This is a genomic window from Roseixanthobacter pseudopolyaromaticivorans, from assembly GCF_043195145.2.
Lineage (GTDB): Bacteria > Pseudomonadota > Alphaproteobacteria > Rhizobiales > Xanthobacteraceae > NCEH01.
Genome location: NZ_CM195539.1, coordinates 1,872,499 through 1,895,709, shown reverse-complemented (window position 1 = coordinate 1,895,709; position 23,211 = coordinate 1,872,499). Strand labels below are relative to the sequence as shown.

Below are 23,211 nucleotides of genomic sequence, written 5' to 3'. Positions count from 1 at the left end.
CTCAGGCTTGCGCCGCCATCAGCTGGCTGCGGACAGCGCGTCGATCCACGCTTTCGCTTTGACGAGGTCGGCTTGCGTCAGGCCGTGCCCGGCCGGAACCGTCACATGCTCCACCTGAGCCCCGCTTGCCGCCAGCATCCGCGCCAGGGCGGCCGCATTGCCGGCCGGCACGATCGGATCCATGGCGCCCGAGAGGATCAGCACCGGCGCTGCCGAGTGACCGACGGGAAGTTTTTCTTCCAGCGGCACCATGGCGCGTAGCAACACGGCACCAGCCAGCGCCTCGGGCCGAAGCAGCAGCATGGCCGCCGCAATATTGGCGCCGTTGGAAAATCCGACCGCCACCGGCGCCGAAAGGCCGTATTTGGCGCGCGCTTCACCAATGAAATCGGCAAGCTCGTTGGCGCGGCGCTTGACGTCTTGATGATCGAAGACGCCTTCCGCAAGACGTTGGAAGAAGCGGGGCATGCCGGCTTCAAGCACCTTTCCGCGCGGTGAAAGCAGGGCCGCGTTAGGCGAAAGCGCGCGGCCCAGCGGCAGGAGATCGTTCTCATCACCGCCGGTTCCGTGGAGCAACAGCAATGGCGCAGCGCCAGGGCGGAGAGCAGGCTCGAAGCTGTGGGTGAAGGAGAGTGCGGCGTCTGCCGTCAATGGATAAGTGGTCATTTCAGACCTCGTATGGGCATGCCCTGCGCCGGTGCGCAGGGCGGGAGAGGGATGCTTTCAGTGATCAGACCAGGACCGGGAGCACCTGCTCGATGATCTCGCGGCGCGGTTCGAGGAAGGACGGCAATTTCAGCGCCTCCCCCAACTTGGCCGCCGGTTCGTCAACAGCGAAGCCGGGAATGTCGGTGGCGATCTCGAACAGGACGTGACCGGGTTCGCGGAAATAAACCGAGCGGAAATAGTTCCGGTCCTTCTGCTCCGTGGTGTGAATGCCGTGGTTCTCGGCCAACCGCTTCACCATTTCGGCCTCCGCCGCGTCATCGGCGGCGCGGAAGGCCACATGGTGCACGGAACCGGCACCGGCGCGGCCGCGCAGGAAATCCCCGGCCACACGCAGGTCGACGATGCCGCCCATGGCGGTGCCGGTCGAGTAGCGCACGAGGCTGCCCTCGCGTGCGGCTTCGGCAAAGCCCAGCACGTCCGTAAGGATGGCGCCCGTCGGGGCCGCATCGGCCACCAGCAGGCTCACACTATGAAAGCCGCGAATAGCGGCGTCCGGCGGGATTTCGCCAGTGCTCCAAGCCGGCTCCTTCTCCGCACCCGGCACGCCCACCAGGGCAAGGCGCGTTCCATCGGGATCACGGAAGCCGAGCACGCTCTCGCCGAAGCGCTTCGTCGGCGCGTCGTGAACCACTCCCTTCTCGACAAAGCGATGGGCCCAATAGCCGATGGCACCCTCCGGCACGCGAAAAACGGTCTCCTGCGTCTCGCCGACGCCAAGACGGCCCGCCGCCGCATGCTCCCAGGGGAAGAACGTCAGAATGCTGCCCGGGTGACCCGCTTCATCACCGTAATAGAAGTGATAGGTGCCCGGATCGTCGAAATTGACGGTCTTTTTCACGAGGCGAAGGCCCAGCGTGTCCGTGTAGAAGGTCTTGTTCCTCTGGGCGGGGCCGGAGATCGCGGTGACGTGGTGAATCCCGTGTGTGGTCATGGCTGGCTCCTATGCCAAAAATTCTGTCTCCCTTGAAATAGAGCAAGATCAACATTCTTCAACACGCAGATCATTGCATGGATGCAAGCTGACTTTGCCAAGCTGGGGGAGTGCGTTGGCGGATGCGTGACGGCCCGGGACTGGGTGCTGGACCGAGCCGCGCGCACATGCTATCCGCCGGCCTCCATTCGTTCGGGCCGGACTCTTTATGAGGCAGATGCAGCAGCGACGACGATCTGAAGGTACGCGCCAGACGGGCGCGTGATCGTTGACGCCTGCCCGCTTGACCGGCCTTTTGCCGGCGCGGCCCCCTGCATCTTGCCTGGTTCCCATCCCATGACCGAACTTCCCGTTACCGTTGCGCCCGAATCCCCCGCCGACGCCCCAGCAATCGACAAGCTGCACCGGCGCACCTTCGGGCCAGGCCGCTTCGCCCGCACCGCCTTTCGGCTGAGGGAGCAGGCGCCACATGATCCCGCTCTCTCCTTTGTCGCCTATCTCGGCACGATGATGGTGGGATCGGTGCGGCTGACGCCCATCGAGATCGGCGGCCATCCCGCCTTGCTGCTTGGGCCGCTGACCGTGGAGCCGCCGTTTCAGTCGGTGGGTATCGGCGCCCGGCTCATGCAGATTTCGATGGCGGCCGCCCGAGACGCGGGCCATCGGCTGATCCTCCTGGTTGGCGATGCGCCCTATTATGAGCGGTTCGGCTTCAAGCCAGTAACGAGTGGTCGCGTGAGTCTGCCCGGCCCGGTGGATCCCGGACGGCTGCTTGTGGCCGAGTTGCAGCCCGGCGCATTCGATGGTGTCAGCGGCCTGGCGCGGGGACGCCCCGCCCCATAGCTCAGCGCCGTTCCCCGCAAATCCCGGCCCCGAAAATGAAAACGCCCCCGGAGATTTCCGGGGGCGTCGTGTTTTCCGATCTCAAAAGCGAAGTGCCGACCACCTCACTCGGCAGCGGCGACATCCGGGCGGACGCGCGCCTGGCGCTCCCGCTTCAGCAGCTCGGCCACCAAGAAGGCGAGCTCGATGGACTGCTCCGCATTGAGGCGCGGATCGCAATAGGTGTGGTAGCGATCGCGCAGGTCTTCGTCCGAGATGGCCCGCGCGCCACCGGTGCATTCGGTAACGTTCTTGCCGGTCATCTCCAGATGCACGCCACCGGCAAAAGTGCCTTCCGCCGCGTGCACGTCGAAGAAGGTCTTGATCTCCGACAGGATGCGATCGAACGGGCGGGTCTTGTAGCCCGAACCGGCCTTGATGGTGTTGCCGTGCATGGGATCGCACGACCACACCACGGTGCGGCCTTCCTTTTCGACTGCGCGGATCAAGGCCGGCAGATGCTCGCCCACCTTGTCCGCACCGAAGCGGCAGATCAGCGTGATGCGGCCGGCCTCATTGTCCGGCTGAAGGATATCCAGCAGGCGCAACAGGCCATCGCCGCTGAGCGAAGGGCCGCACTTGATGCCGATCGGGTTACGGATGCCGCGGAAATATTCCACATGGGCATGGTCGGGCTGACGGGTGCGATCGCCGATCCACAGCAGGTGGCCGGAGGTCGCGTACCAGTCGCCCGAAGTGGAATCCACCCGGGTCAGCGCCTGCTCATAGCCGAGCAGAAGCGCTTCGTGGCTGGTGAAGATGTCCGTGGTCCGCATCTCTGGATGGGACTGGGGATCGATCCCGCAGGCGCGCATGAAGTCGAGCGCCTCGGTGATGCGGTTTGCCAGTTCCTGGTAGCGATGGGACTGCGGGCTGTCCTTCACGAAGCCCAGCATCCACTGGTGGGCGTTCGACAGGTTTGCATAGCCGCCGGTCGCGAACGCGCGCAGCAGATTGAGCGTCGCCGCCGACTGGCGGTACGCTTCGATCTGTCGGCGCGGATCCGGCTGGCGGGCTTCCGGGGTGAAGGCGATGTCGTTGACGATATCGCCGCGGTAGCTGGGCAAATCGACGCCGTTCACCGTCTCGATATCGGAGGAGCGCGGCTTGGCGAACTGGCCAGCAATGCGGCCCACCTTCACCACAGGCACGCCGCCCGAGAATGCGGTGACCACCGCCATCTGCAGAAACACGCGGAAGAAATCGCGGATATTGTCGGCCGAATGCTCGTCGAAGCTTTCTGCGCAATCGCCGCCCTGGAGCAGGAAGGCTTCTCCCTTCGCCACCTTGGCAAGCTCTGCCTTCAGACGGCGGGCCTCACCTGCAAAAACAAGTGGCGGGTAGGAGGCAAGCTTGCGCTCGACCTCCGTGAGGGCTTCCGCGTCGGTATAGTTCGGCATCTGCACGACCGGATAAAATCGCCAGGAATCCGGACGCCAGCCTTCGGCGCGGCGAGAGGTGGTCTCGGCGCCAGGGTTGCGGTCGGATACGAAGCGGGTCGTCATGATGCTCTCCATCGGGTCGTCCGGCGGCCTGCCCAGCACTTCGGGCAAAGCCAACCCCATGATGCGGTGCCGGAAGGCGGGCTTATACACCACCAGTCGCCACAGCGTAAGAGAAGGCCTCGACAGCCAGAAACGCCCCTCATATGGGGACGCCGGAGGCGGACGGCAGGGGTAGCGTTTGTGCGGGGAACGACTATCTTTACAGTTCATAATTGGGAATTAGGTTGAGCGCATAGCCGATGCGGCTACGGAGTGGCGGATGCCGAAGCTCGTGATCTTCCTCGCCAAGCATGCAGCGCTTGGCTTTGCAATCGCCGTGGGGTTTGTCGGCGGGCTGGTCGCGCTGGACTTGGGGCATTTGCGCACGCTGCTTGCCGGTAGCGGCGAAGCTTGGCTCCCTGCCTTCGTGTTGACGTTCGCGATGGGCCTGACTTTCTCCAGCGTGAAAATGGGTGTGGCGGTCATGCTGCTGAGCGAGGATGAGCCGCGTGGCCCTGCAGAGCCGAAGAGCGGCCGCGGCGCACGCCTTCCCGGTGCTGCTTCTTTTCGTCCGGCCCCTGTTCGCGTGCCGGTGCGCCGCTGAAGCCTCACCCTCTAAAAGTTGCAAGTGCCGCACCGACTGCAGGTCCCAGCCCTAACCCTGAGCCCAGCCATATCAAACCGAGCCCGTCTGCACGGTTGACCCCCGTTCGCGGACGAACCAAAAGGGGGCAAGGGGAGCAAACATGCTGACAAAAAAAGGAAAGTACGGGCTCAAGGCGGCGGTTCACCTCGCCCGCCTCGCCCCGGGAGACTCCGTTCAGGTGGCGGATATCGCCGAGGCGAACCAGATTCCGAAAAAGTTCCTGGACGTGATCCTCGGCGAACTGCGCAATGCCGGCATGCTATCCAGCAAGAAGGGGCGCACCGGCGGCTATCGTCTCGCCAAGCCGCCCGAGGACATTATCGTCGGCGATCTCATCCGCGCCTTGGACGGGCCCCTGGCCGCCCTGCCCTGCGCCAGCAGGAACGCTTACGTGCCATGTGACGACTGTGACATCGCGCATTGCGAGGTGCGCCTGTTAATGGTGCGGGTGCGCGATGCGATCGGTACGGTCCTCGATACCTATACCCTGGCGCAGATGCGGGACCTCTCCGCCGACCAGCTCGGTTCGTTCGTCGATTATATCTGAGGGACGTGTATCAGCGCCGGTTGGGGCCAAGATAGGGTGACGGCGGCTGCTCAGAGAACCGCTGAAGATCGTATTGCGGATAGGCGCGCGCCAAAGCTTTCGGCTCCGCCGGTGTGCTCCCGTCCACCGCATAGACCAGCTTTCCGTCGGCCAGACGCTCGACCCGGACGTCATGATGATAGGATCGCAGCAGAGCCACCATATCCCGTGCGCCAAAAGGCATGGCACGCTCGACCTCGGGAATCTTCATCTGCGCGTTGAAATAGATCCAGCCGGCAGGTATCGCCACGCACGCAATCAGAAGCAAAAGCCCCTTCGACATCTGAACAAGACGCGGGCCACGCTTCGCATAATCCGTGCGGATATTGACACGATCTTCGAAGCTGAACCCCATCCGGCCTCTCCATAAAAGGCGCGCGGTTGCACGGTGCGCCGGACGGCAAATATGGAAGAATTGAATTAAGAAGTTTAGCTGCGGGGCGCTCCTTCGTCACCTCGTGCCTAGCCCCATCTTGACGTCCCCGACCGACCCATTTAGCCGCCGCTGATGGCGGTCAGCACGAAGACGTCCATGCCCTGGGCCAGCGCTGTCGTGAGGCCCGCCCGCCGCCCGGCCACGAAGATATTGATATGCCGGCGCACCGCGGGGCTGGAATCGCAGAGCCGGTCGCGCATCCCCGGCCATCGGCCATCAAGCGCGCTCAACATCTCATCAACCGTTGTCGCGCGAAGCCGCACCCGCCGCTCGGCGCCCGGGAAAAGCCGAACCAGATGGTCGGGAAGGCGCACAAGAACCTCAGGCTTCGCGTCCAACCCGATCTGAGAGACCTCGTCCGCCATATCAGTCCTTCCACCGCAGGCTCAGACCTCGACCACCAGTGTTTCCACCGACGTGATCAGTGGCAAGTGCTCGGCGATACAGGTCCATCGGCAACCCTCGTCGGCACTGCAGTACAGTGCTCCGGAATTGGTCCCGAAATAGACCCCTGCAGGTTCCAGCGCGTCCGTCGCCATGGCCTGGCGCAGGACGTTGAAATAGGCTCCCTTCTGGGGAAGGCCTTCAATGTGCTTATCCCAGGACCGGCCGCCGTCCGTTGTGCGCCACACCGCCGCCTTCGCGTCCGGCATGAAACGCCCCACCGTGTCTCCATTCAGCGGGATCAGGTACAGCATCTCGTCATTGCGTGGATGCACGGCGGCCGGGAAGCCGAACGAGGACGGCAATCCGGCCTCGATGCTCGACCAACTGCGCCCGCCGTCGTCGGATCGATATATGCCGCAGTGATTTTGCTGATAAAGCCGGTCCGGCATGTTGGGCGCCATCACCAGGCAGTGCACGCACTGGCCGAACTCCGGATAATTCTGGCCCTCCGGCATATAATCCGCCCGCGTGCCGCGATTGCGGGCTTCCCACGTCTCGCCGCCATCAGCCGAATGGAACACGCCCGCGGCGGAGATGCCGACCCAGATCTGTGCGTCGTCCTTGGGATTCAGCACGAGTGAATGCAGGATAAGCCCCGCTCCACCAGGATGCCAATCCGAGCGGGAGGGATGGTTCTGCAGCCCGGACAGATGGGTAAAGCTCTCGCCGCCGTCGGAACTGCGGAAGAGCCCGGCAGGCTCGACACCGACATAAAGCGCGTCAGCCCCTTGGGCGAGGCTCCACGCGCTCTTCACCGGCGCAGCCCCAGCTTCATAGGAGAGACCCTCACTCGAATGCGTCCAGCTCTCACCAAGATCCGTGGACTTCCAGACCGCTGGGCCGAACCATTCGTTTCCGCCCGCCGCATAGATCGTTCCCGAGCGCGGATCGCCAACCACATGATTCAGCGGCCAAGTTTCACAAAACGGGCCGCGCACGTTCCATTTCGTACGAGCACTGTCGCTTTCCGCGATGAAAGCGCCCTTCTTCGTGCCGACCAGCACGAGGATCTTCGTCGCCATCGTCTCCTCCATGCTTCCAACGCCTTGCATTCGGTCTTACGGCACCAGATTGACCATCCAGGCGACACCGAAATGGTCCGTAACCATGCCGAAGCACGGCGAGAAGAAAGTCTTTCCCAACGGCATCTGCACTTGGCCCGTATCTGCCAGCGCGTTGAAGAAACGATGGGCCTCCGCCTCGCTCTTCACGATGAGGGACAGGCAGAAGCCATGAAAACTGGTGCTGTTCCGGCATCCCCCGTCGGAGGCCATGACGGTGCTTTCCCCGATCTTGAAGCTCACATGCATGATCTTGTTTTCGGAGCCGGGGGAGACCATGCCCGGCGGCGGCGCCTCAGGCGCCTCGCTGTACCGCATCAGCAATTCGACTTCGGCGCCGAGCGCGCCCTTATAGAATTCGAGCGCTTCCTCGCACTTGCCGTCAAAGGTCAGGTAGGGCTGGATCAGCATCAGATTTCCCCGCATGTCACGCTGCGACGTGGACGGATGCGGTTGGCGCAGCCGTCAGGGGCAAGGACGGGCGGCTCGCCATGAAGCCGACAGCCCGCTCGAAATTTTTTCGCAGAGCGGCCGGGGGAATTGGGCGGGTGATTGCGGTGCGATTGGCAGAGCTCGCAAGCCGCCTGCTGACGAGACCCGAATGGGATGTCGGGAAGGGTGGCGGAGACGGAGGGATTCGAACCCTCGAGACCCTTTTGGGGGTCTGCTCATTTAGCAAACGAGTGCCTTCAGCCTCTCGGCCACGTCTCCATTGCGCCCACCTATGCCGAACGAAAGACGGCTTTGCAAGTCGCCGCCGCCCTTGCCCCCGGAATTAAGTGCCGGCGTAGGACTTCTCTTCCACGATCAGAGAGCCGGAACGGACGTTGATCTCCTTCTTGATCGCGGCCCGCCGGTCGTTGGTCACATAGACCGAGCGGGCAAGCTCCACGAACTTGGCATCAAAGCGCTTTTCGGCTTCAAGTTCGCGTAGATCGTCCTCGATCACCCACAGCGCCTCGTTCACGCTTTTGATCTCGGCCGTCAGTCCCTCGAATCCGGTGCTCAGACCGTGAACATCGCGCAGCCGCTCCAAGGCGGTCAGCTCACGCACGACGTTTGCCCGCTTTACCGGATCGGTAATTCGCTCCGCCTTGATCTCGAGAATGGTGATCTTGTCGATCAGTTCGCCAGCAGAGACCGGAGCGAGAATCTCGACCTGGGTTGCGACAGCTTCACTTGTGCTCATGATTCTCGGCCTTGCCCATCTCAACTCCCGCCGCGATGGCAGTGAAGACGCCGCCCCAGTGCCCCGGTTGTTCCTGCCGCACCACGCGTACCGACGGGTAGAAGCGGCTTTCCACATCGCTCCCCGCGAAGGCGAAATGTGCCCCGCCGCTCGCCGCAAGCAACACCGGCCGGTTCATTGCCGCCGCAAGGTGCGCTATCGGCGCATCGACGCTCACGAGCAGATCCAAATGGTGAAGCAAAGCGGCACTGTCGAGAAACGTACCGTCGGCGTCAAAATCACTCTCCAGACGCAAAATGCGCCCGCGGAAAGACACGTGATCCATCTCGTCTGCGGCGGGTCCTTGTTGGAGACCAACAAGACGCACACCCTCGATCGCGGCAAGCGGAGCGAATGCTTCCAGCGGCGCGCTGCGCAGGGGATCGACGCGGCCCGCGTCCTCGCTCTGCCAATGGATGCCGATTACCAGATCCCCGGCAGAGCGCGCATGACTCCACGCCGAAAGCCGCTCCGGCGCCGCGTGCATGTAAGGCACCTGTGGCCACAGGGCGGGGTCGGGCGCGATGAGATTCGGCAGGCTCGTCAGCGCGACGCCCAGCACGCCCTCTTCCGCTGGATCGATTTGGGCGGGATCTGTGAGGATCACGACGCGGGGGTCGAGGTTGGCAAACAGAGCGGCGGCCGCTGGGTCGGAAAGCAGCAGACGGGGTTCGATTCCGCGGTCCGCCAAAATCGGCAGCAGGCGAACAAGGGCGAGCGTGTCCGAAAGACTTTCCCCAGCGGCCACGACCAAGGCGCGTGGGCTTCCCGCGCCATCCCAGATTCCAACGTTGCGCAGGGCAAGACGGGCGCGCGGCGCCTGCGCTGCGGCATCCAGCGCTGCCCATCCCTCGGCCCAGGCGCCACGCTCCAACGCTTCGCTCGCGCGGGCCGCAAGCGCGTGCGGATTGTGAGCGTCGAGATGCAGGGCCTTGTCGATTGCGGCGCGGGCGTCAACACGATCCGCGAGATGGGTCAGAAGCCGCGCCCGCGCCAGCAGAGCCTCGGTGAATGGCGGTTCCGCCGCAAGCAGGGCGTCGAGATCCTCCAGAGCGCCTTCCGCATCGCCGAGACCTTCGCGCGCCATGCCCCGTTCGAAGAGGGCCGCCGGGTCGGCCGGCATAGCCTCGAGGACGGCTGCGCTCTGTTCGAGCGCGGCGGCAAACGCCGCGAGGCGGCGCAGGATGAAGGCGTAGCGCAGACGAAAGTCAGCACGTAGCGGCGCAAGGGCAACAACCCGGTCGTAGGCGTCGCGCGCGCCCGGCAAGTCGCCGAGCTGAAAGCAGCATTCCCCGAGCAGGTGGTAGCCGTCGACAAAATCGGGGGCCAGCTTCACCGCTTGCTCGGCCGCGGCACGCGCCGCCGCCACCTCGCCGCGCTCCAGCAGGATGAAGCCCTTGTTGACGGGATGGACCGGAGACCAGGGCTGCAGCTGCAGCAGCCGTTCGCAATCCGCCAGTGCCGCATCGGGATGGCCCGCGCGCACCAAAGCGACCGAACGATTGGCCAGGGCCTCCACCGCCAGAGGATCCAGTTCCAGCGTCCGCGAATAGGCCTTGGCGGCTGCTTCGTGCCGGCCGAGGGCACCCAGCGCATTGGCCGCCTGGAAGTGAGCTTCACTCAGTTGGGGTGCGAGCTTGATGGCCCGTTCGGCGGCCGCCAGCGCCTTCTCGAATTGTCCGCCCCCCTGCAGCGCCACCGCAAGGAGGATTGCCGCATGCGGATCCTTAGGCGCCAGATTGGCGGTCCGGCGCGCGCTCGGCAGCGCCTCCTCCGCATTCCCCGTCTGGATCAGGGCCATGGCCAGCATCCGATGCGCATCGACAAGCGCCGGCTGGAGCTGCACAGCGAGGCGAAATCCCTCAATGGCCTTATCCATCTGCCCCGCCCGGGCAAATGCGGCGGCTTGGCCAAGTATCGTGCGCGGATCGGGCGACATTGAAAAAGCAACTCCTGGACCCTGCAGCCGCAGGCAATCCGAATGCCCGGGCGCGAGCGCCACGGGCGGTGGCGGCGGTCGCATCTAAGCCGAGCCGACGTAAAAAGCGAGGGCCCGCCTCTAACCTTCAGCGGGCGCGCTGTCCGAACAGGATGCTCTGAGCTTCCTTGTCCTTCGAAAGGTCGGGCTTGCGCTGCTCGGCGCTGACGGCGAGACCACGCTGCACCGCGGGGCGCATCTTCACCGTCTCCAGCCAGCGCTGGAAATGCGGGAATTCCTCGATTTTCTGGCCCTGGCGTTCCCAGAGCTTCGCCCAACCAACGCAGGCCATATCGGCAATGGAATAGTCGCCCGCCAGGAACTCGCGATCCTTAAGGCGGGTGTTCATCACGCCATACAGGCGGTGAACCTCGTTGGTATAGCGATCGATGGCATAGGGGATCTTTTCCGGCGCATAGATCCGGAAATGATGGGCCTGCCCCGCCATAGGGCCCAACCCGCCCATCTGCCAGAACAGCCACTCGTCCACCTCGACCCGTTTGCGCTCGTCGGCGGGGTAGAATTTGCCGGTCTTGCGGCCGAGATATTGGAGGATCGCGCCCGACTCGAACACCGAGATCGGATTGCCGTCCGGCCCGTTGGGATCGACAATCGCGGGGATCTTATTGTTGGGGGAAATGGCCAGAAATTCCGGCTTGAACTGGTCGCCTTTGCCGATGTTCACCAGTTGCACGGAATAGGGCAGCTCGCACTCCTCGAGCATAATGGCGATTTTCCACCCGTTGGGGGTGGGCCAATAATGAAGCTCGATGGGCTGCTGGACTTCGGCCATTTCAATGCTCCCCGCTCGACCGGGCAGACCCGGCGACGGTGCATACAGGTATTCCGCCGCGCGCATTCCGGCAAGCATGGCGCGCGTGGCATCGCCATCCGGCAAAAATGCGCCCGCCCCAAGGAAGGCGCGACCGGTTTCCGCCACCAGGTCGAATATTTTTGATCGAACTAGACTAAAGTCTATTGCCGTAACGGCATGACGTAGCGTCTGCTAAGACTTCGGGGGAAAGGTGCGCCAACACCGCAATGGTTCCAAAGAGAACCGCACCCCCTAGGGAGGATCCATTGACTGACACGTCCAACGTGAATGATTCCGCGCGTCCGTCGCGCCGCGGCTTTCTCACGGCTGCTGCGGCCACCGCAGCCGGTGCCGCCGTTATAGCGGCTCCCGCTGTCCATGCTCAGGCGCCGATCAAGCTAAAATTCCAGTCAACCTGGCCGAACAAGGACATCTTCCACGAATATGCGGGCGATTTCGTCCGATACGTGAACCAGATGGCCGGGGGCCGCGTGGAGCTCGAGCTCCTTGCCGCGGGCGCTGTGGTCCCGGCATTCCAGGTGCTGGACGCGGTCAGCTCCGGCATCATCGATGGCGGGCACGGTGTATCCGCTTATTGGTACGGCAAGAACAAGGCGTTCTCGCTGTTCGGAACAGCCCCCGCCTTTGGGTGGGACGCCGACGAATTGCTCGGCTGGGTGCGGTATGGCGGCGGCCAGCAGCTGTATGACGAACTCACCCAGCAGATCCTGAAGCTCAACGTCGTGGGGCTGCTCACCGGGCCCATGCCGACCCAACCGCTCGGCTGGTTTAAGGCCGAGATCACGAGCCCGGACCAGATGAAGGGCATGAAATACCGGACCGTTGGCCTCGGCGCCGATCTCTTCAAGGAAATGGGCGTCGCGGTGACCATCGTTCCCGGCGGCGAAATCGTGCCGGCCATGGACCGCGGCCTGCTGGAAGGAGCGGAATTCAACAATCCCTCGTCCGACACCGTGCTCGGCTTCCCGGATGTGTCCAAAGTTTACATGGTGCAGAGCTATCATCAGGCGCTCGAATGCTTCGAGGTCCTGTTCAACAAGACCAAGTTTGAGAGCCTGCCGAAGGACGTTCAGGCCATCATCCGAGGCGCCGCGGATGCTGCCTCCTCGGATATGATGTGGAAGGCGCAGGACCGCTATTCCAAGGATCTGGAGGCGCTCAAAGCCCGCGGTGTGAAGGTGATAACCACGCCGAAATCGGTGCTTGAGGCCCAGCTCAACGCCTGGGACAAGGTGATCGCCAATCTGTCCGCCGATCCGTTCTTCAAAAAGGTGGTGGACAGCCAGATGGCATGGGCCAAGCGCGTCGTCGGCTTCCGCCTTCAGTATGAGGTGGATAGCGCGTTCGCCTACAACCACTTCTTCCAGAAGGCCTGATCCGGGCGGCGACACGTGCCGGATGCAACTCCCTCGTCTCGAAACCGCGTCCATCCATGGCCCATGGCCATGGATGGCGGGCACATGAGGCACAGGCAGCATCGCGGCGCGTTCACCGCGGAGGATGAGGGGCGTCGTCACGGCTGCCGAAGCGGAGAATTCGCTCAATGCAAGCGTTTCTGATCGGTATCGATAAATTCAATACCTTCGTTGGAAAGTTGTTCGCCTGGGTCATCGTCATCCTAACAGTCGCCATCTGCTACGAGGTTTTCTGCAGATATGCGCTGCGCTCTCCCACGTCTTGGGCTTATGACGTCTCCTACATATTGTACGGCACTTTATTTATGATGGCGGGTGCCTACACGCTCTCACGTAACGGCCATGTCCGCGGCGACTTTCTCTATCGCAATTGGCCGCCAAAGCGGCAGGCTCTCGTCGATCTCGTCCTCTATTTTCTGTTTTTCTTCCCCGGCATCATTGCTCTGATCTACTCGGGCTGGGGCTATTTCTACCTTTCGTATTTGCTCAACGAGCATTCATCCTTCTCGCCCGACGGGCCGATGATCTGGCCCTTCAAGGGGCTGATCCCCATTACGGGCGTGCTCATGTTCATGCAGGGCGTCGTAGAGGTGATCCGCTGCATCATCACTCTGCGGACCGGCGTGTGGCCCGATCGGCTGCACGATGTCGAGGAAATGGAGAAACTCGTTCTCGAAGAAGCAGCCAACAAGGCGGATGCCGAAGCTATCGGCAAGGGGGTACTGTGATGTTTTTGTCGGATCCCGCCCTCGGCATTTTGATGCTCTTCCTCTTCCTCGTCTTCCTCATGCTCGGATTTCCCATTGCCTTTACGCTGATGGCTCTGGGCGTCGGATTTGGATACGTGACGCGCGGCGACACAGTGTTTCAGCTGTTCGTCCAACGCACCTATAGCGTTATGGCGAACGACGTTCTGATCTCGATCCCCCTGTTCCTGTTCATGGGCTATGTGGTGGAACGCGCCAACATTCTCGATCGCCTGTTTCGGGCGATCCAGTTGGCGGCGGGCTGGGTGCCGGGATCACTCGCGGTGGCCACTTTAATCACCTGCGCCATGTTCGCGACCGCCACCGGCATCGTCGGCGCCGTGGTGACGCTGATGGGGCTGCTGGCCTTTCCCGCCATGCTGCGGGCCGGCTACGATACCAAGATCGCCGCGGGCGTGGTCTGCGCGGGCGGTTGCCTTGGCATCCTGATCCCACCGAGCGTCATGTTGATCCTCTACGGCGCCACCGCCGGTGTCTCGGTGGTGAAGCTGTATGCCGCCGCGTTTCTGCCCGGCCTCATGCTCACCGGCCTTTACATGGGCTATGTCATCATCCGCGCCATGCTGAACCCGGCACTCGCGCCAAAGCTGCCGCCGGAAGAGAAAGCGAGTTCGTTCGGTGAAATCGCCTTCGCATTGGCGAGCTCGTTCTTCCCCCTGGCGGTGCTGATCAGCGGTGTGCTCGGAGCCATCATCTTCGGTCTGGCGACGCCTTCGGAAGCGGCCGCGGTGGGCGCGGCGGGCGCTGTGCTGCTCGCCCTCGCCTACCGAACCTTCTCGGTCGACAAGCTGAAGGAGAGCGTATTCCTCACCGCGCGCGCCTCCGCGATGGTGTGCTGGCTGTTCGTAGGCTCGGCGGTGTTCTCGGCGGTGTTCGCCTTGCTGGGCGGGCAGAGGGTGGTGGAGGAATTCATTCTTTCCCTCAATCTCGGCCCCATCGGCTTCCTGTTGTTGACCCAGGCCATCATCTTCGTGCTGGGCTGGCCCTTGGAGTGGACCGAGATCATCGTGATCTTTCTGCCCATCTTCCTGCCTCTGCTGGACGATTTCGGTGTGGATCCGATCTTCTTCGGCATCCTGGTGGCCCTCAACCTTCAGACCTCGTTCCTGTCTCCACCGGTGGCCATGGCCCCCTTCTATCTGAAGGGGGTGGCACCAAAGAACGTGTCCATTGACCAGATTTTCTCTGGCGTCATGCCCTTCCTCTACCTCGTCATCGTCGCAATGATCCTACTTTATGTCTTCCCCGGCATCGCGCTGTGGCTGCCGAGGGCGCTTTACGGATGAGGATCGATGGCGAAGACCAAAGCGACCGAACTCTTCACGGTCGGCTATGAGCAAACGACGTCCGGCGCGTTTCAGGACACACTGACCCGCGCCGGCGTTGATCTGCTGGTGGACGTGCGCGCGGTCGCCGCCTCGCGCCGGCCGGGCTTCTCGAAGACCGCGCTGGCGGCAGGGATCTCCGAACATGGCATCGCCTATGTCCATCTGCGGGCGCTGGGGACGCCGAAGGAGGGCCGGCTTGCAGCCCGCTCCGGCGATCACGATGCGCTGATGCGCATCTATGACGCTCACCTCGCGACGGACAAAGCCCGCGAGGCGCTGGATGAATTGGCGTCACTCGCACAGGGTCGCCGCATCTGCCTCATGTGCTACGAGCGCCACGTGGAAGGATGCCACCGTCTGCGGCTCTCCCAATTCCTGTGCGAGCGGCTCGACCTGCCGGTGACGCATCTGATTGCGGATCCGTTCTGAAGCTCAGGCCCGGTCTCGCGGCATGGTCAGCACGAGACCGAAAGAGAGAAGGCAGCCGATCGCGCCCGCAAGGAACATGGAGCCATATCCGAAGGCGGCTACCAATACGCCCGCCACCGGACCTGTAACGCCAAGCGCAATATCGAAGAAGGCCAAGAACCCTCCGACCGCAAGGCCCCGGCTTTCCGCCGGCACCCGACGGACAGCTTCGACTCCGAGAGCAGGAAAGATCAGGGAAAAGCCCACGCCTGAAAGGGCCGCGCCCGCCAGGGCGAGCGTGGGCTCGGTGGCGAGCCAGAGCATGAACTGGGCCACCGCTTCCACCAGCAACGAGACCGCAGCGACGCCGACGCCGCCGATGCGATCCGGCAGATGCGCGAGGAACAGACGCACGCCAATATAGCTGGCGCCGAACAAGAACAACCCTGCTCCGGCATTCGGCCACCCGCGGCTGGCAAACACGAGCGCCAGGAAGGTCGCCAGAACGGCAAACGGTGCGGTGGCCAGCGCCAGCGCGACGCCGTGGCGCCAGATCAGGCCCAACACGCGGTGAAAGCCGAGCCTTCGCCCCGGCATCGTGGGCACTCCTGCGATCAGGAATACCATCGGTATCGCAACGAGAGGCGCCGTAGCGGCGACTGCCGCGACGCCGGCGAATCCATAAGTGGCATTGATGGCGATCCCGACGGGAGCACCCAGGCCGATGGCGGCATAAAGCGCTATGCCCTGCCACGCCATGACCCGGCCGGTATTGGCAAGGCCGACGCGACCAATACCCCATGCCATGGCGCCGGTCAGAAACAAGCTTTCCGCAAGGCCGAGGCACAGACGGCCCGCGGTCAGGATCCCGAGGCTTACAACAGGCACTGCCGCCTCGAGGGAACCGAGATAGAAAAGCCCGGCCAGCACCGCCAGTGGCAGGCCCACCACAACGGTCTTCTTTGCACCGTAGCGGTCAACCGCCGATCCAGCCATCTGGCGGGTCAGCAAGGTGGCAAGAGATTGGATGCCCACCGCAAGCCCGGCGGTCGCGATGCTGAAGCCGAGCCCTTCGTGCACATGCAAGGCCAGCACCGGCAGCGGCACTGCGATGGCAAGGCCGCTAAAGAACACGATCCAGACGAGCGGCAATAGACGCAACAGCACGCCGCTCGATGAGACAGGGGCAAGCTCGGGCCGCAAAGGATTTGGAGGATTCAACATCAAACTGCGCTTTCGATGATGGCGGCCACACAAGCCGCACCACGTTGCGCGTTGGTTGACGTTAGACGCTTACGAAGGGAAGCCACCCTCATAACGGGGTCATTAGAGTTTGGCATTGGAATGGTCAAGCGTCTCTGTCGCCTGTTCCGACACCTGCGCGCGGGCTTGCGAGAGAGCCTCGGGTGTGTCCACGTCCAGGAAGGCGGCCGGTCCGTTCACCTCGATTTCCACAACGGCCTCCGCATGGGCCGCGACGAGATGGCGGGCCCCCACGTCACCCTCGAGTTTCGAAAGGGCGTCGAAGAATCGACGATCCCACAGGACCGGGTTGCCACGCCGCCCGTCCGCCACCGGCAGAACGATGAGACGGCCTGCATCGGGATCAAACGCGTCAACGAGGGTATCGAGGATCTGTGGCCCCACCAGGGGCATGTCGCCGAGCATGACCAATGCCGCACTTGCTCCGCCAGGCACCGCCGCGATGCCGGTGCGTACGGAGGTGGACAGACCCTCGGCGAATTCCGGATTGTGCACGAAGATGACCGGAAGATCGGCGAGGATCTGTTCCACCCGTGCACGCTCGTGCCCGGTCACTACCACCACCGGGGAGGCCCGAGAGGCAAGCGCGGCTTCCACCACACGGCGCACGACCGGGCGTCCGCCCACGTCCTCCAGCAATTTGTTGGGCCCACCCATGCGGGTTCCCCGCCCCGCCGCCAGCACAATGGCGGCCACGGGCCCCTTTTCGTCCGCCATCTCGTCAATCCCGATTCCACCGCGGGGCTGGGGCCGCGTGATGATTTCGCCCAAAAGGCCGCCTACGCCCCAGACACCGATGTCCGACGCCGTAAGGGGCACATCGGCAAGGCAGCGCATGAGCACCCAGTCGAAGCCGTTCTCCTTGGGGCTGCGTGCGCAGCCGGGCGCCCCCAGCACCGGAACGCCGTCGAGGATGCCGAGCATCAGCAGATTGCCAGGGTCCACCGGCATGCCGAGCCGTTCCACGCGGCCGCCCGCCATCTCAAGGGCGGCGGGGATCACATCTCGCCGATCCACAATCGCGGACGCGCCGAACACCACGATGCAATCCGCTCCCTCGGCGCGCACCCTTTCCAGGGCCGCTGCCAATTCCGGGGCTGCGTGCGGCACGCGCAGGTCGTGACAGATGGCAGCGCCCGCCGGGGCCAGGCGCTGGCGCGTGACCCGCAGGGTCTTTTCCACCACCTTGTCGGCAAGACCGGGAAGCAGAGTCGAAATCACCGCCACCCGCCGGCGGCGGAACGGAGCGATCCGCACTGCCGGGCGCGCGAGAGCAATCGCCCCCTCCATCAGCGCGGCTGAAATCGCATAGGGAATGATCTTCACCGTCGCCACCATGTCGCCCTCGGCGATGGCGCGGAACGGCTCCAGCGTGGCGAAGGTGACAGCTTCGTCCAGCGCGTTGAGGGCATCGACGGTCGGCCGATCGATCTCGAGAATCCCAGGACGTGTGGCGAACAGGTTTGCGCGGCCGGTGAAGGCCATGGCGGCGCGCAGTCCATCGCCGGCCAAGCACGCAGCGAGCCGGTCGGCTGCGGAATCTTCCGAGACATCGCCGGGCTCCAGCCGGGCGGCGACCACCGCGGTAAGCCCGGCCGCCTGGAGTGCCGCGATCTCTCCGGGCCCGATCCGCGCTCCCTTTTTCAGGGTGAAATGCTCCGTCCGCACAGAATGGGCAAGGATGGCGCCGTGCGCCAGCGCCAGCGGGACGGCTCCAAATTTCACGCGGCTGCCTCGGTCTTGGCCTGCGCGAGGCTACCGCCCTTGCGCAGGGCCCCAATGATCTGGGCGAGCACGGAAACGGCGATCTCCTCCGGACTCGCCGCACCGATATCGAGGCCGATGGGCGCATGGATGCGACCGATCTCCGCCGGCGAGAGCCCGAGCGCGGCCAAGCGCTCCATCCGCTTGGCATGGGTGCGCCGCGAGCCGAGGGCACCAACATAAAAGCAGTCCGCCTTCAGCGCGGCTTGAAGCGCGGGCTCGTCGATCTTCGGATCATGGGTCAGGGCGGCGACGGCCGTGAAAGCGTCGAGCGTCACATCCTTCAGCGCCTCGTCCGGCCATTTGGCGATAAGCGTCGTATCCGGAAAGCGCTCGGGCGTTGCAAAGGCGGTGCGCGGATCGATGATGGTGATGTCGTAGCCTGCGATCCGGGCAAGCGGCGCCAGCGCCTGGGAGATATGAACGGCGCCGATAGCCACGATGCGCGGCGGCGGCACCTGGACGGTCAGGAACACCCGACCCGCCGGCGTTTCGACGATGCCGCTCTTTCCGCTGGCCAGGGCGGCCCGCAATAAAGGCTCAAGCGCATCGCCCGAAATCGCATGACGCTCCACAAGGCGCTGCGCTCCGGTTTCAAGTTCGGTAATCAGGACGGTGGCGCGACGGGCGGCGCGCGCGGCTGTCAGCTGCGACAAGAGTTCGAGGTGCATGATCGCGCTTCCTCAGAATGCGGCGGGACGGGCGGCTCGGCTCAGTCCACGCGCTCAACATAGACGCGGATGGCACCGCCGCAGGAGAGCCCCACGCGCCACGCCGTTTCATCGGCGACGCCGAATTCCAGGATTCGCGGCTTGCCGGATTCGATTACGTCCATCGCTTCGCTGACCACTGCACCTTCCACGCATCCCCCGGACACGGAGCCCAGGAACCCGCCGTCCTGGTCCACAGCCAGATGGCTGCCCACCGGCCGTGGCGCCGAGCCCCAGGTTTCCAGAACGGTTGCAAGCGCGACCCCTTTGCCTTCTCGGCGCCAACGCAGGGCGCCTTCAAGGACATCCTCGTTCGAGTTGGTCATGGAATCCTCCTGCGGAGTGCGATTCTGGCAATTGGGCTGCGTTACCTATATAGGGGCGGCCCCGCGCATATTGCGCATTCAGACGCCACATCACGGAAATTTTCCGTCGGAAACGCCATGTCGACCCTGCGCACCGCCGACGATATCATCGCGGCCGGCCTTGCTCCCGAGGCGCGGCGGGAGGATCTGACGCGGGTCGGTGCACGCTATGCGGTGGCGATCACAGCAACCCTCGCGGAGCTCATCGCGCGCGAAGATCCAGAAGATCCCATCGCACGCCAGTTCTTGCCCGACCGTGCTGAACTCGATGTGCAGGCGGTGGAATTGGCCGACCCCATCGGCGATGACGCCCATTCCCCCGTGCCGGGCATCGTGCACCGCTATCCGGATCGGGTCTTACTGAAGCTGGTCAGCGTGTGTGCCGTCTATTGCCGCTTCTGCTTCCGCCGCGAGATGGTGGGCCCCGGCGGCGAAACCGCGCTGAGCCCGGCGCAGTTCGAGGCCGCCCTGGCCTATATCGCGGGCACCCCCGCTATCTGGGAGGTGATCCTCACCGGCGGCGACCCCTTCATGGTCTCGCCCCGCCGCATGGCCGAGGTGGTGCAGCGTCTTTCGGCCACCGAGCATGTGAAGGTGGTGCGCTTCCACACCCGCGTGCCCATCGCCGCGCCCGAGCGGGTCAACGATGAGCTGATCGCCGCCCTCAAGGCGCCGGGCCTGGCCTCCTATGTGGTGGTCCATGCCAACCACGCCCGCGAACTCCAACCGAATGTGCGTGCGGCGCTCGCCCAGCTCGTGGATGCCGGCGTGCCGGTGCTGTCGCAATCGGTGCTGCTCAAGGGCGTGAACGACGACGCGCAGGTGCTCACCAATCTGTTTCGCGCGCTCGTGGAATGCCGGGTGAAGCCCTATTATCTGCACCATCCCGACCTTGCGCCCGGCACGGCGCATTTCCGACTGCCCATCGCGACCGGAGAGGCCCTGATGCGCACCCTCCGGGGGCGCCTCTCCGGTGTTGCGCTGCCGACCTATGTGCTCGACATCCCAGGCGGATACGGCAAAGTTCCGCTCAGCGCTGGCTATCTTGAGCCCGACGGTCGGAACGTGAGGGACCATTGCGGAGGGGTGCACGCCTATCCGCCAGACTTCCCCGCAGGAGAGTGATGGGCAGCGTTGCTCCCGCCCACGCGCAGCGGCGCCTTCTCTGCTTCCCGTCCGAGCGCGGACACCAGCGCCTCAAGGCTCGCTAGATTGTGGACGGGCCGGAAGGCATCCACATGCGGCAACATCGCCCTGATTCCGCGCGCCTTGGGCTCGAATCGGTCGTAGCGAAGCAAGGGATTGAGCCAGATCAGCCGGTGGCCCGACCGGCGCAAACGGTCCATCTCAAGTTCGAGTGTGGCGTCGGCGTCCCGCTCCAGCCCGTCCGTGATGAGGAGCACGATAGGGTTTTGCCCCATCACCCGGCGTGACCAGATCTTGTTGAACGCCCGGAGCGAAGCAGCGATGCGCGTGCCGCCGGACCAGTCCTGCGCGGCCTGGCCGGCCTTCTCCAGCGCTTCGTCCGGATCGCGATGGCGCAGCACGCGCGTGACATTGGTGAGCCGCGTGCCGAACAAGAACGTGTGCACCCGTCCGCGCCGCTCCGTGAGCGCATGAAGGAAATGCAGGACCGGCCGCGAATAATCCGCCATGGATCCGGAAATATCCACCAGCGCCACCACCGGGCGCGGGCGCACGCTCGGCCCCTTCTTGCGCAGGGGCATAAAGGCTCCCCCGCTGGCGAGCGACGCTCGCAGGGTGGACCTGAGATCGAATGCCCGCCCTTTTCGCTCCGGCTTCAGGCGACGTGTCGAGACCTCGTCATCGGGCAGGCGTAGGCGGGCGATCCGCTGCCGCGCCAAGGCAATCTCCTCGGCGTTCATCTGGGCGAAATCCTTGGTACGCAGCACGTCCTCGCTGGAGGCTGTGAAATGAGCCTCGACCTCGATCTCGCTCTTCTTGGCGCGTTGCTCGCGGCCCACACCGGCGAATAGCGCATCTTCCACGCGCTTGCGCAGATGCGGCTTTTCCTTCGCCTCTGCCCCTGGCGCAGGCGGCGAGAGCATTGCGATCAGCCGCTCCGACTGCGCGCGCCGACGCCAGAATAAATGGAACGCTTGGTCGAATATCTCCTGGTGCTCATGGCGACTGACGAACACGGCCCGCAGCACGTTGTAGAAATCCTCGCGCGCGCCGATGCCCGCCGCATCGACCGCCTGGGCGGCATCCAGAACCGTGCCCGGCCCCACTGGCAGGCCGGCGGCGCGCAGCGCGCGGCCGAAATAGGCAATATTTTCCGAAAGCCGGCCTTCGGTCCCGGCAGACGATGCCGCGCCGCTCATTCGCGCGGTCGCAAGGCCTCGCGCGTTTCCGCGATCAGCCGTTCGATACGCCCGGCGTCGGTGCGGGCAATGTCATCCTGATATTTCAACAGCACGCCGAGCGTGTCTCCCACTATGGCAGGATCAAGAGCGGCGGCATCGAGTTCAACCAGGGCCGACGCCCAATCGAGCGTCTCGGCGACTCCGGGGACCTTGAACACGTCCTCCTTACGCAGCGCCTGAACGAAAGCCACCACCTCGCGCGACAGGCGCTCGGGCAGGCCCGGCAGACGCGCTCTCAGGATCTCGAGCTCGCGTTCGGCACTCGGATAATCCACCCAATGATAAAGGCATCGCCGCTTCAGGGCGTCGTGGATCTCTCGGGTGCGGTTGGATGTGAGGATGATCAAAGGCGGGTGCGCCGCCTTGATCGTTCCCAGTTCCGGGATGGTCACCTGGAAATCGGAAAGCACCTCCAGCAGGAAGGCTTCAAACGCTTCGTCGGTGCGGTCCAGTTCGTCTATCAGCAGCACCGGCGGGCCAGCCGGGTCGGGCATCAAGGCATCCAGCAACGGGCGACGCAGCAGATAGCGTTCCGAGAAAACATCGGAGGCGATCTCCCCCTTGTCGCTCTCTCCGGCGGCTTCCGCAAGGCGAATGGCGATCATCTGCGCGGCATAGTTCCATTCATAGACCGCGCCGGAAAGATCGAGCCCCTCATAGCATTGCAGGCGGATCAACCGCCGCCCAAGGGCTTTTGCGAGGGTGCGTGCCACTTCCGTCTTGCCGACGCCCGCCTCGCCCTCCAGCAAAAGGGGGCGCCCCATACGCAGCGCCAGAAACAACACGGTTGCGAGGGCCCGGTCGGGCACATAACCCGCCCCGCGCAGCAAAGTATCTGTGGCGTCGATGGACAAGGGAAAAGCGGAGGGTGAAACGTCGGATGCGGTCATGGGGCCAGTCTGGTTCATCGGCGCTCCCTCTCCCCCTTCACGCCGGCCCCGGCACACAGCTAGGCTTCGGCGGAGGCGGCGGGCGGCGCAGCAGGATCCTCGGAGGCGGCGGGCAGGAAACGGGAGAGCCCGTTCAGCAAATAGGCATACATGGCATAACGGGGTTCTATCAAACTGAAGAGCACGGAGACCGCCGCCGCGGCGCTGAACAAGAGCAGCCGTGCCTGCGCCGCGCGTGCCTCACCCTTCCTGGCCCGGGGCATGTCCAGCTGCAGCAGAAGCATGGAGAGCGCACCAAGGATCACCATGTTTGCGGCATAGAGCCATACCGCTGGAGCGAACTGGCCGTAATGGCCAACAACGCTGGACGAAAACGGCACGCTGGTGATGAAGAAGAGATAGAGCAGCCAAATTCGCCCGCACAGACGGGACAGTTCCTCGCCCCTGTGGCGCAGGCTGATGTTGCCGCGCCATAACGCGGCAAGCACGAAGAAGCTGATGATATAAGTGACATATTCCGATCCAAGGGTGCGCAGATGCGCCACTAGGTCCGCCGCACTGCTGATCGGCAGGCCGTCCGGCAAACGGAGCTCCAGCACCAGCAAGGTCATGGCGAAGGCGAATATGCCGTCGGTGAGAGCGTCGATCCGCGATGCAGGCAGAGTTCTCAT

The 23,211-nt window shown here is 64.1% G+C and carries 26 protein-coding genes and 1 tRNA gene; 9 read left to right on the top strand and 18 right to left on the bottom strand.

What is annotated here, in order from left to right:
* Positions 1-18: 18 nt before the first annotated feature.
* Positions 19-651 carry an alpha/beta hydrolase gene (locus V5F68_RS09155; RefSeq protein WP_394012243.1) on the bottom strand — a complete coding sequence of 211 codons (633 nt, stop codon included), beginning with the start codon at positions 649-651 and terminating at the stop codon, positions 19-21.
* 79 nt (positions 652-730) lie between these two features.
* Complete coding sequence (locus tag V5F68_RS09150; protein ID WP_394012241.1) at positions 731-1,660, bottom strand: ring-cleaving dioxygenase; 930 nt, start codon at positions 1,658-1,660, stop codon at positions 731-733.
* Positions 1,661-1,996: 336 nt separating this feature from the next.
* Between V5F68_RS09150 and V5F68_RS09145 the strand changes: the two genes are divergently transcribed.
* Positions 1,997-2,503 carry a GNAT family N-acetyltransferase gene (locus tag V5F68_RS09145; protein ID WP_394012239.1) on the top strand — a complete coding sequence of 169 codons (507 nt, stop codon included), beginning with the start codon at positions 1,997-1,999 and terminating at the stop codon, positions 2,501-2,503.
* A gap of 104 nt (positions 2,504-2,607) precedes the next feature.
* Here V5F68_RS09145 and V5F68_RS09140 read toward each other — a convergent pair whose 3' ends face one another.
* On the bottom strand, positions 2,608-4,047 hold the full coding sequence (locus tag V5F68_RS09140) for a class II 3-deoxy-7-phosphoheptulonate synthase (RefSeq protein ID WP_394012237.1): 1,440 nt from the start codon (positions 4,045-4,047) through the stop codon (positions 2,608-2,610).
* 259 nt (positions 4,048-4,306) lie between these two features.
* On the opposite strand from V5F68_RS09140, the gene V5F68_RS09135 reads away from it, so the two are divergent.
* Positions 4,307-4,630, top strand: a complete 324-nt coding sequence (locus V5F68_RS09135; protein WP_394012235.1) for a hypothetical protein — start codon at positions 4,307-4,309, stop codon at positions 4,628-4,630.
* Positions 4,631-4,772: 142 nt separating this feature from the next.
* Positions 4,773-5,219: an RrF2 family transcriptional regulator gene (locus tag V5F68_RS09130; RefSeq protein WP_394012233.1), complete on the top strand. Its 447-nt coding sequence runs from the start codon at positions 4,773-4,775 to the stop codon at positions 5,217-5,219.
* A 10-nt stretch (positions 5,220-5,229) separates the two neighbouring features.
* Here the strand turns inward: V5F68_RS09130 and V5F68_RS09125 are convergent, their stop codons facing one another.
* From V5F68_RS09125 to V5F68_RS09090, 8 genes are all read right to left on the bottom strand, one after another.
* Positions 5,230-5,613: a hypothetical protein gene (locus V5F68_RS09125; RefSeq protein ID WP_394012231.1), complete on the bottom strand. Its 384-nt coding sequence runs from the start codon at positions 5,611-5,613 to the stop codon at positions 5,230-5,232.
* Positions 5,614-5,753: 140 nt separating this feature from the next.
* Complete coding sequence (locus V5F68_RS09120; protein WP_394012229.1) at positions 5,754-6,059, bottom strand: ubiquitin family protein; 306 nt, start codon at positions 6,057-6,059, stop codon at positions 5,754-5,756.
* Positions 6,060-6,080: 21 nt separating this feature from the next.
* Positions 6,081-7,163: a WD40/YVTN/BNR-like repeat-containing protein gene (locus tag V5F68_RS09115; RefSeq protein WP_394012227.1), complete on the bottom strand. Its 1,083-nt coding sequence runs from the start codon at positions 7,161-7,163 to the stop codon at positions 6,081-6,083.
* 36 nt (positions 7,164-7,199) lie between these two features.
* Positions 7,200-7,613, bottom strand: a complete 414-nt coding sequence (locus V5F68_RS09110; protein WP_394012225.1) for a VOC family protein — start codon at positions 7,611-7,613, stop codon at positions 7,200-7,202.
* Positions 7,614-7,821: 208 nt separating this feature from the next.
* Positions 7,822-7,913 (bottom strand) — tRNA-Ser (locus V5F68_RS09105).
* A gap of 64 nt (positions 7,914-7,977) precedes the next feature.
* Complete coding sequence (locus V5F68_RS09100; protein WP_394012223.1) at positions 7,978-8,391, bottom strand: DUF6165 family protein; 414 nt, start codon at positions 8,389-8,391, stop codon at positions 7,978-7,980.
* Positions 8,378-10,309 (bottom strand): tetratricopeptide repeat protein, encoded by a 1,932-nt coding sequence (locus tag V5F68_RS09095; protein WP_394012221.1) that lies wholly within the window; start codon positions 10,307-10,309, stop codon positions 8,378-8,380. The genes V5F68_RS09100 and V5F68_RS09095 overlap by 14 nt, the downstream gene beginning before the upstream one ends.
* Positions 10,310-10,496: 187 nt before the next feature.
* Complete coding sequence (locus V5F68_RS09090; protein ID WP_394012219.1) at positions 10,497-11,201, bottom strand: glutathione S-transferase N-terminal domain-containing protein; 705 nt, start codon at positions 11,199-11,201, stop codon at positions 10,497-10,499.
* Between V5F68_RS09090 and V5F68_RS09085 the strand changes: the two genes are divergently transcribed.
* The 5 genes from V5F68_RS09085 (at position 11,169) to V5F68_RS09065 (ending at position 15,182) form a co-directional block, all read left to right on the top strand.
* Positions 11,169-11,366 (top strand): hypothetical protein, encoded by a 198-nt coding sequence (locus V5F68_RS09085; RefSeq protein WP_394100455.1) that lies wholly within the window; start codon positions 11,169-11,171, stop codon positions 11,364-11,366. The genes V5F68_RS09090 and V5F68_RS09085 overlap by 33 nt on opposite strands.
* A 122-nt stretch (positions 11,367-11,488) precedes the next feature.
* Positions 11,489-12,619, top strand: coding sequence for a TRAP transporter substrate-binding protein (locus tag V5F68_RS09080; RefSeq protein WP_394012217.1), 1,131 nt, complete (start codon positions 11,489-11,491; stop codon positions 12,617-12,619).
* Positions 12,620-12,786: 167 nt separating this feature from the next.
* Positions 12,787-13,386, top strand: a complete 600-nt coding sequence (locus V5F68_RS09075; RefSeq protein ID WP_394012215.1) for a TRAP transporter small permease subunit — start codon at positions 12,787-12,789, stop codon at positions 13,384-13,386.
* Positions 13,386-14,711 (top strand): TRAP transporter large permease, encoded by a 1,326-nt coding sequence (locus V5F68_RS09070; protein ID WP_394012213.1) that lies wholly within the window; start codon positions 13,386-13,388, stop codon positions 14,709-14,711. Before V5F68_RS09075 ends, V5F68_RS09070 begins: the two co-directional genes overlap by 1 nt.
* 6 nt (positions 14,712-14,717) lie before the next feature.
* A complete protein-coding gene (locus tag V5F68_RS09065; protein ID WP_394012211.1) occupies positions 14,718-15,182 on the top strand; it encodes a DUF488 domain-containing protein in 465 nt (154 codons plus the stop codon).
* 3 nt (positions 15,183-15,185) lie between these two features.
* On the opposite strand, the gene V5F68_RS09060 is transcribed toward V5F68_RS09065, so the two are convergent.
* The 4 genes from V5F68_RS09060 to V5F68_RS09045 form a co-directional block, all read right to left on the bottom strand.
* A complete protein-coding gene (locus tag V5F68_RS09060) occupies positions 15,186-16,385 on the bottom strand; it encodes an MFS transporter (RefSeq protein ID WP_394012209.1) in 1,200 nt (399 codons plus the stop codon).
* Positions 16,386-16,487: 102 nt separating this feature from the next.
* Positions 16,488-18,149, bottom strand: coding sequence for an NTP transferase domain-containing protein (locus V5F68_RS09055; RefSeq protein WP_394012207.1), 1,662 nt, complete (start codon positions 18,147-18,149; stop codon positions 16,488-16,490).
* On the bottom strand, positions 18,146-18,859 hold the full coding sequence (locus V5F68_RS09050; protein ID WP_394012205.1) for an XdhC family protein: 714 nt from the start codon (positions 18,857-18,859) through the stop codon (positions 18,146-18,148). The genes V5F68_RS09055 and V5F68_RS09050 overlap by 4 nt, the downstream gene beginning before the upstream one ends.
* 41 nt (positions 18,860-18,900) lie before the next feature.
* The gene (locus tag V5F68_RS09045; protein WP_394012203.1) at positions 18,901-19,224 is read right to left on the bottom strand and encodes an XdhC family protein; all 324 of its coding nucleotides are present in this window, start codon (positions 19,222-19,224) and stop codon (positions 18,901-18,903) included.
* Between the two features lie 117 nt (positions 19,225-19,341).
* Between V5F68_RS09045 and V5F68_RS09040 the strand changes: the two genes are divergently transcribed.
* The gene (locus V5F68_RS09040) at positions 19,342-20,388 is read left to right on the top strand and encodes a lysine-2,3-aminomutase-like protein (RefSeq protein ID WP_394012201.1); all 1,047 of its coding nucleotides are present in this window, start codon (positions 19,342-19,344) and stop codon (positions 20,386-20,388) included.
* Here the strand turns inward: V5F68_RS09040 and V5F68_RS09035 are convergent.
* Genes V5F68_RS09035 through V5F68_RS09025 form a run of 3 tightly spaced genes read right to left on the bottom strand, consistent with a single transcriptional unit; the run spans position 20,358 to position 23,211 of the window.
* Positions 20,358-21,608 (bottom strand): vWA domain-containing protein, encoded by a 1,251-nt coding sequence (locus V5F68_RS09035; RefSeq protein ID WP_394012199.1) that lies wholly within the window; start codon positions 21,606-21,608, stop codon positions 20,358-20,360. The genes V5F68_RS09040 and V5F68_RS09035 overlap by 31 nt on opposite strands.
* Entirely contained in the window at positions 21,605-22,558 is a 954-nt protein-coding gene (locus tag V5F68_RS09030) for an AAA family ATPase (protein ID WP_394012197.1), read from the bottom strand. The genes V5F68_RS09035 and V5F68_RS09030 overlap by 4 nt, the downstream gene beginning before the upstream one ends.
* Before the next feature lie 41 nt (positions 22,559-22,599).
* Positions 22,600-23,211, bottom strand: coding sequence for a TMEM175 family protein (locus V5F68_RS09025; RefSeq protein WP_394012195.1), 612 nt, complete (start codon positions 23,209-23,211; stop codon positions 22,600-22,602).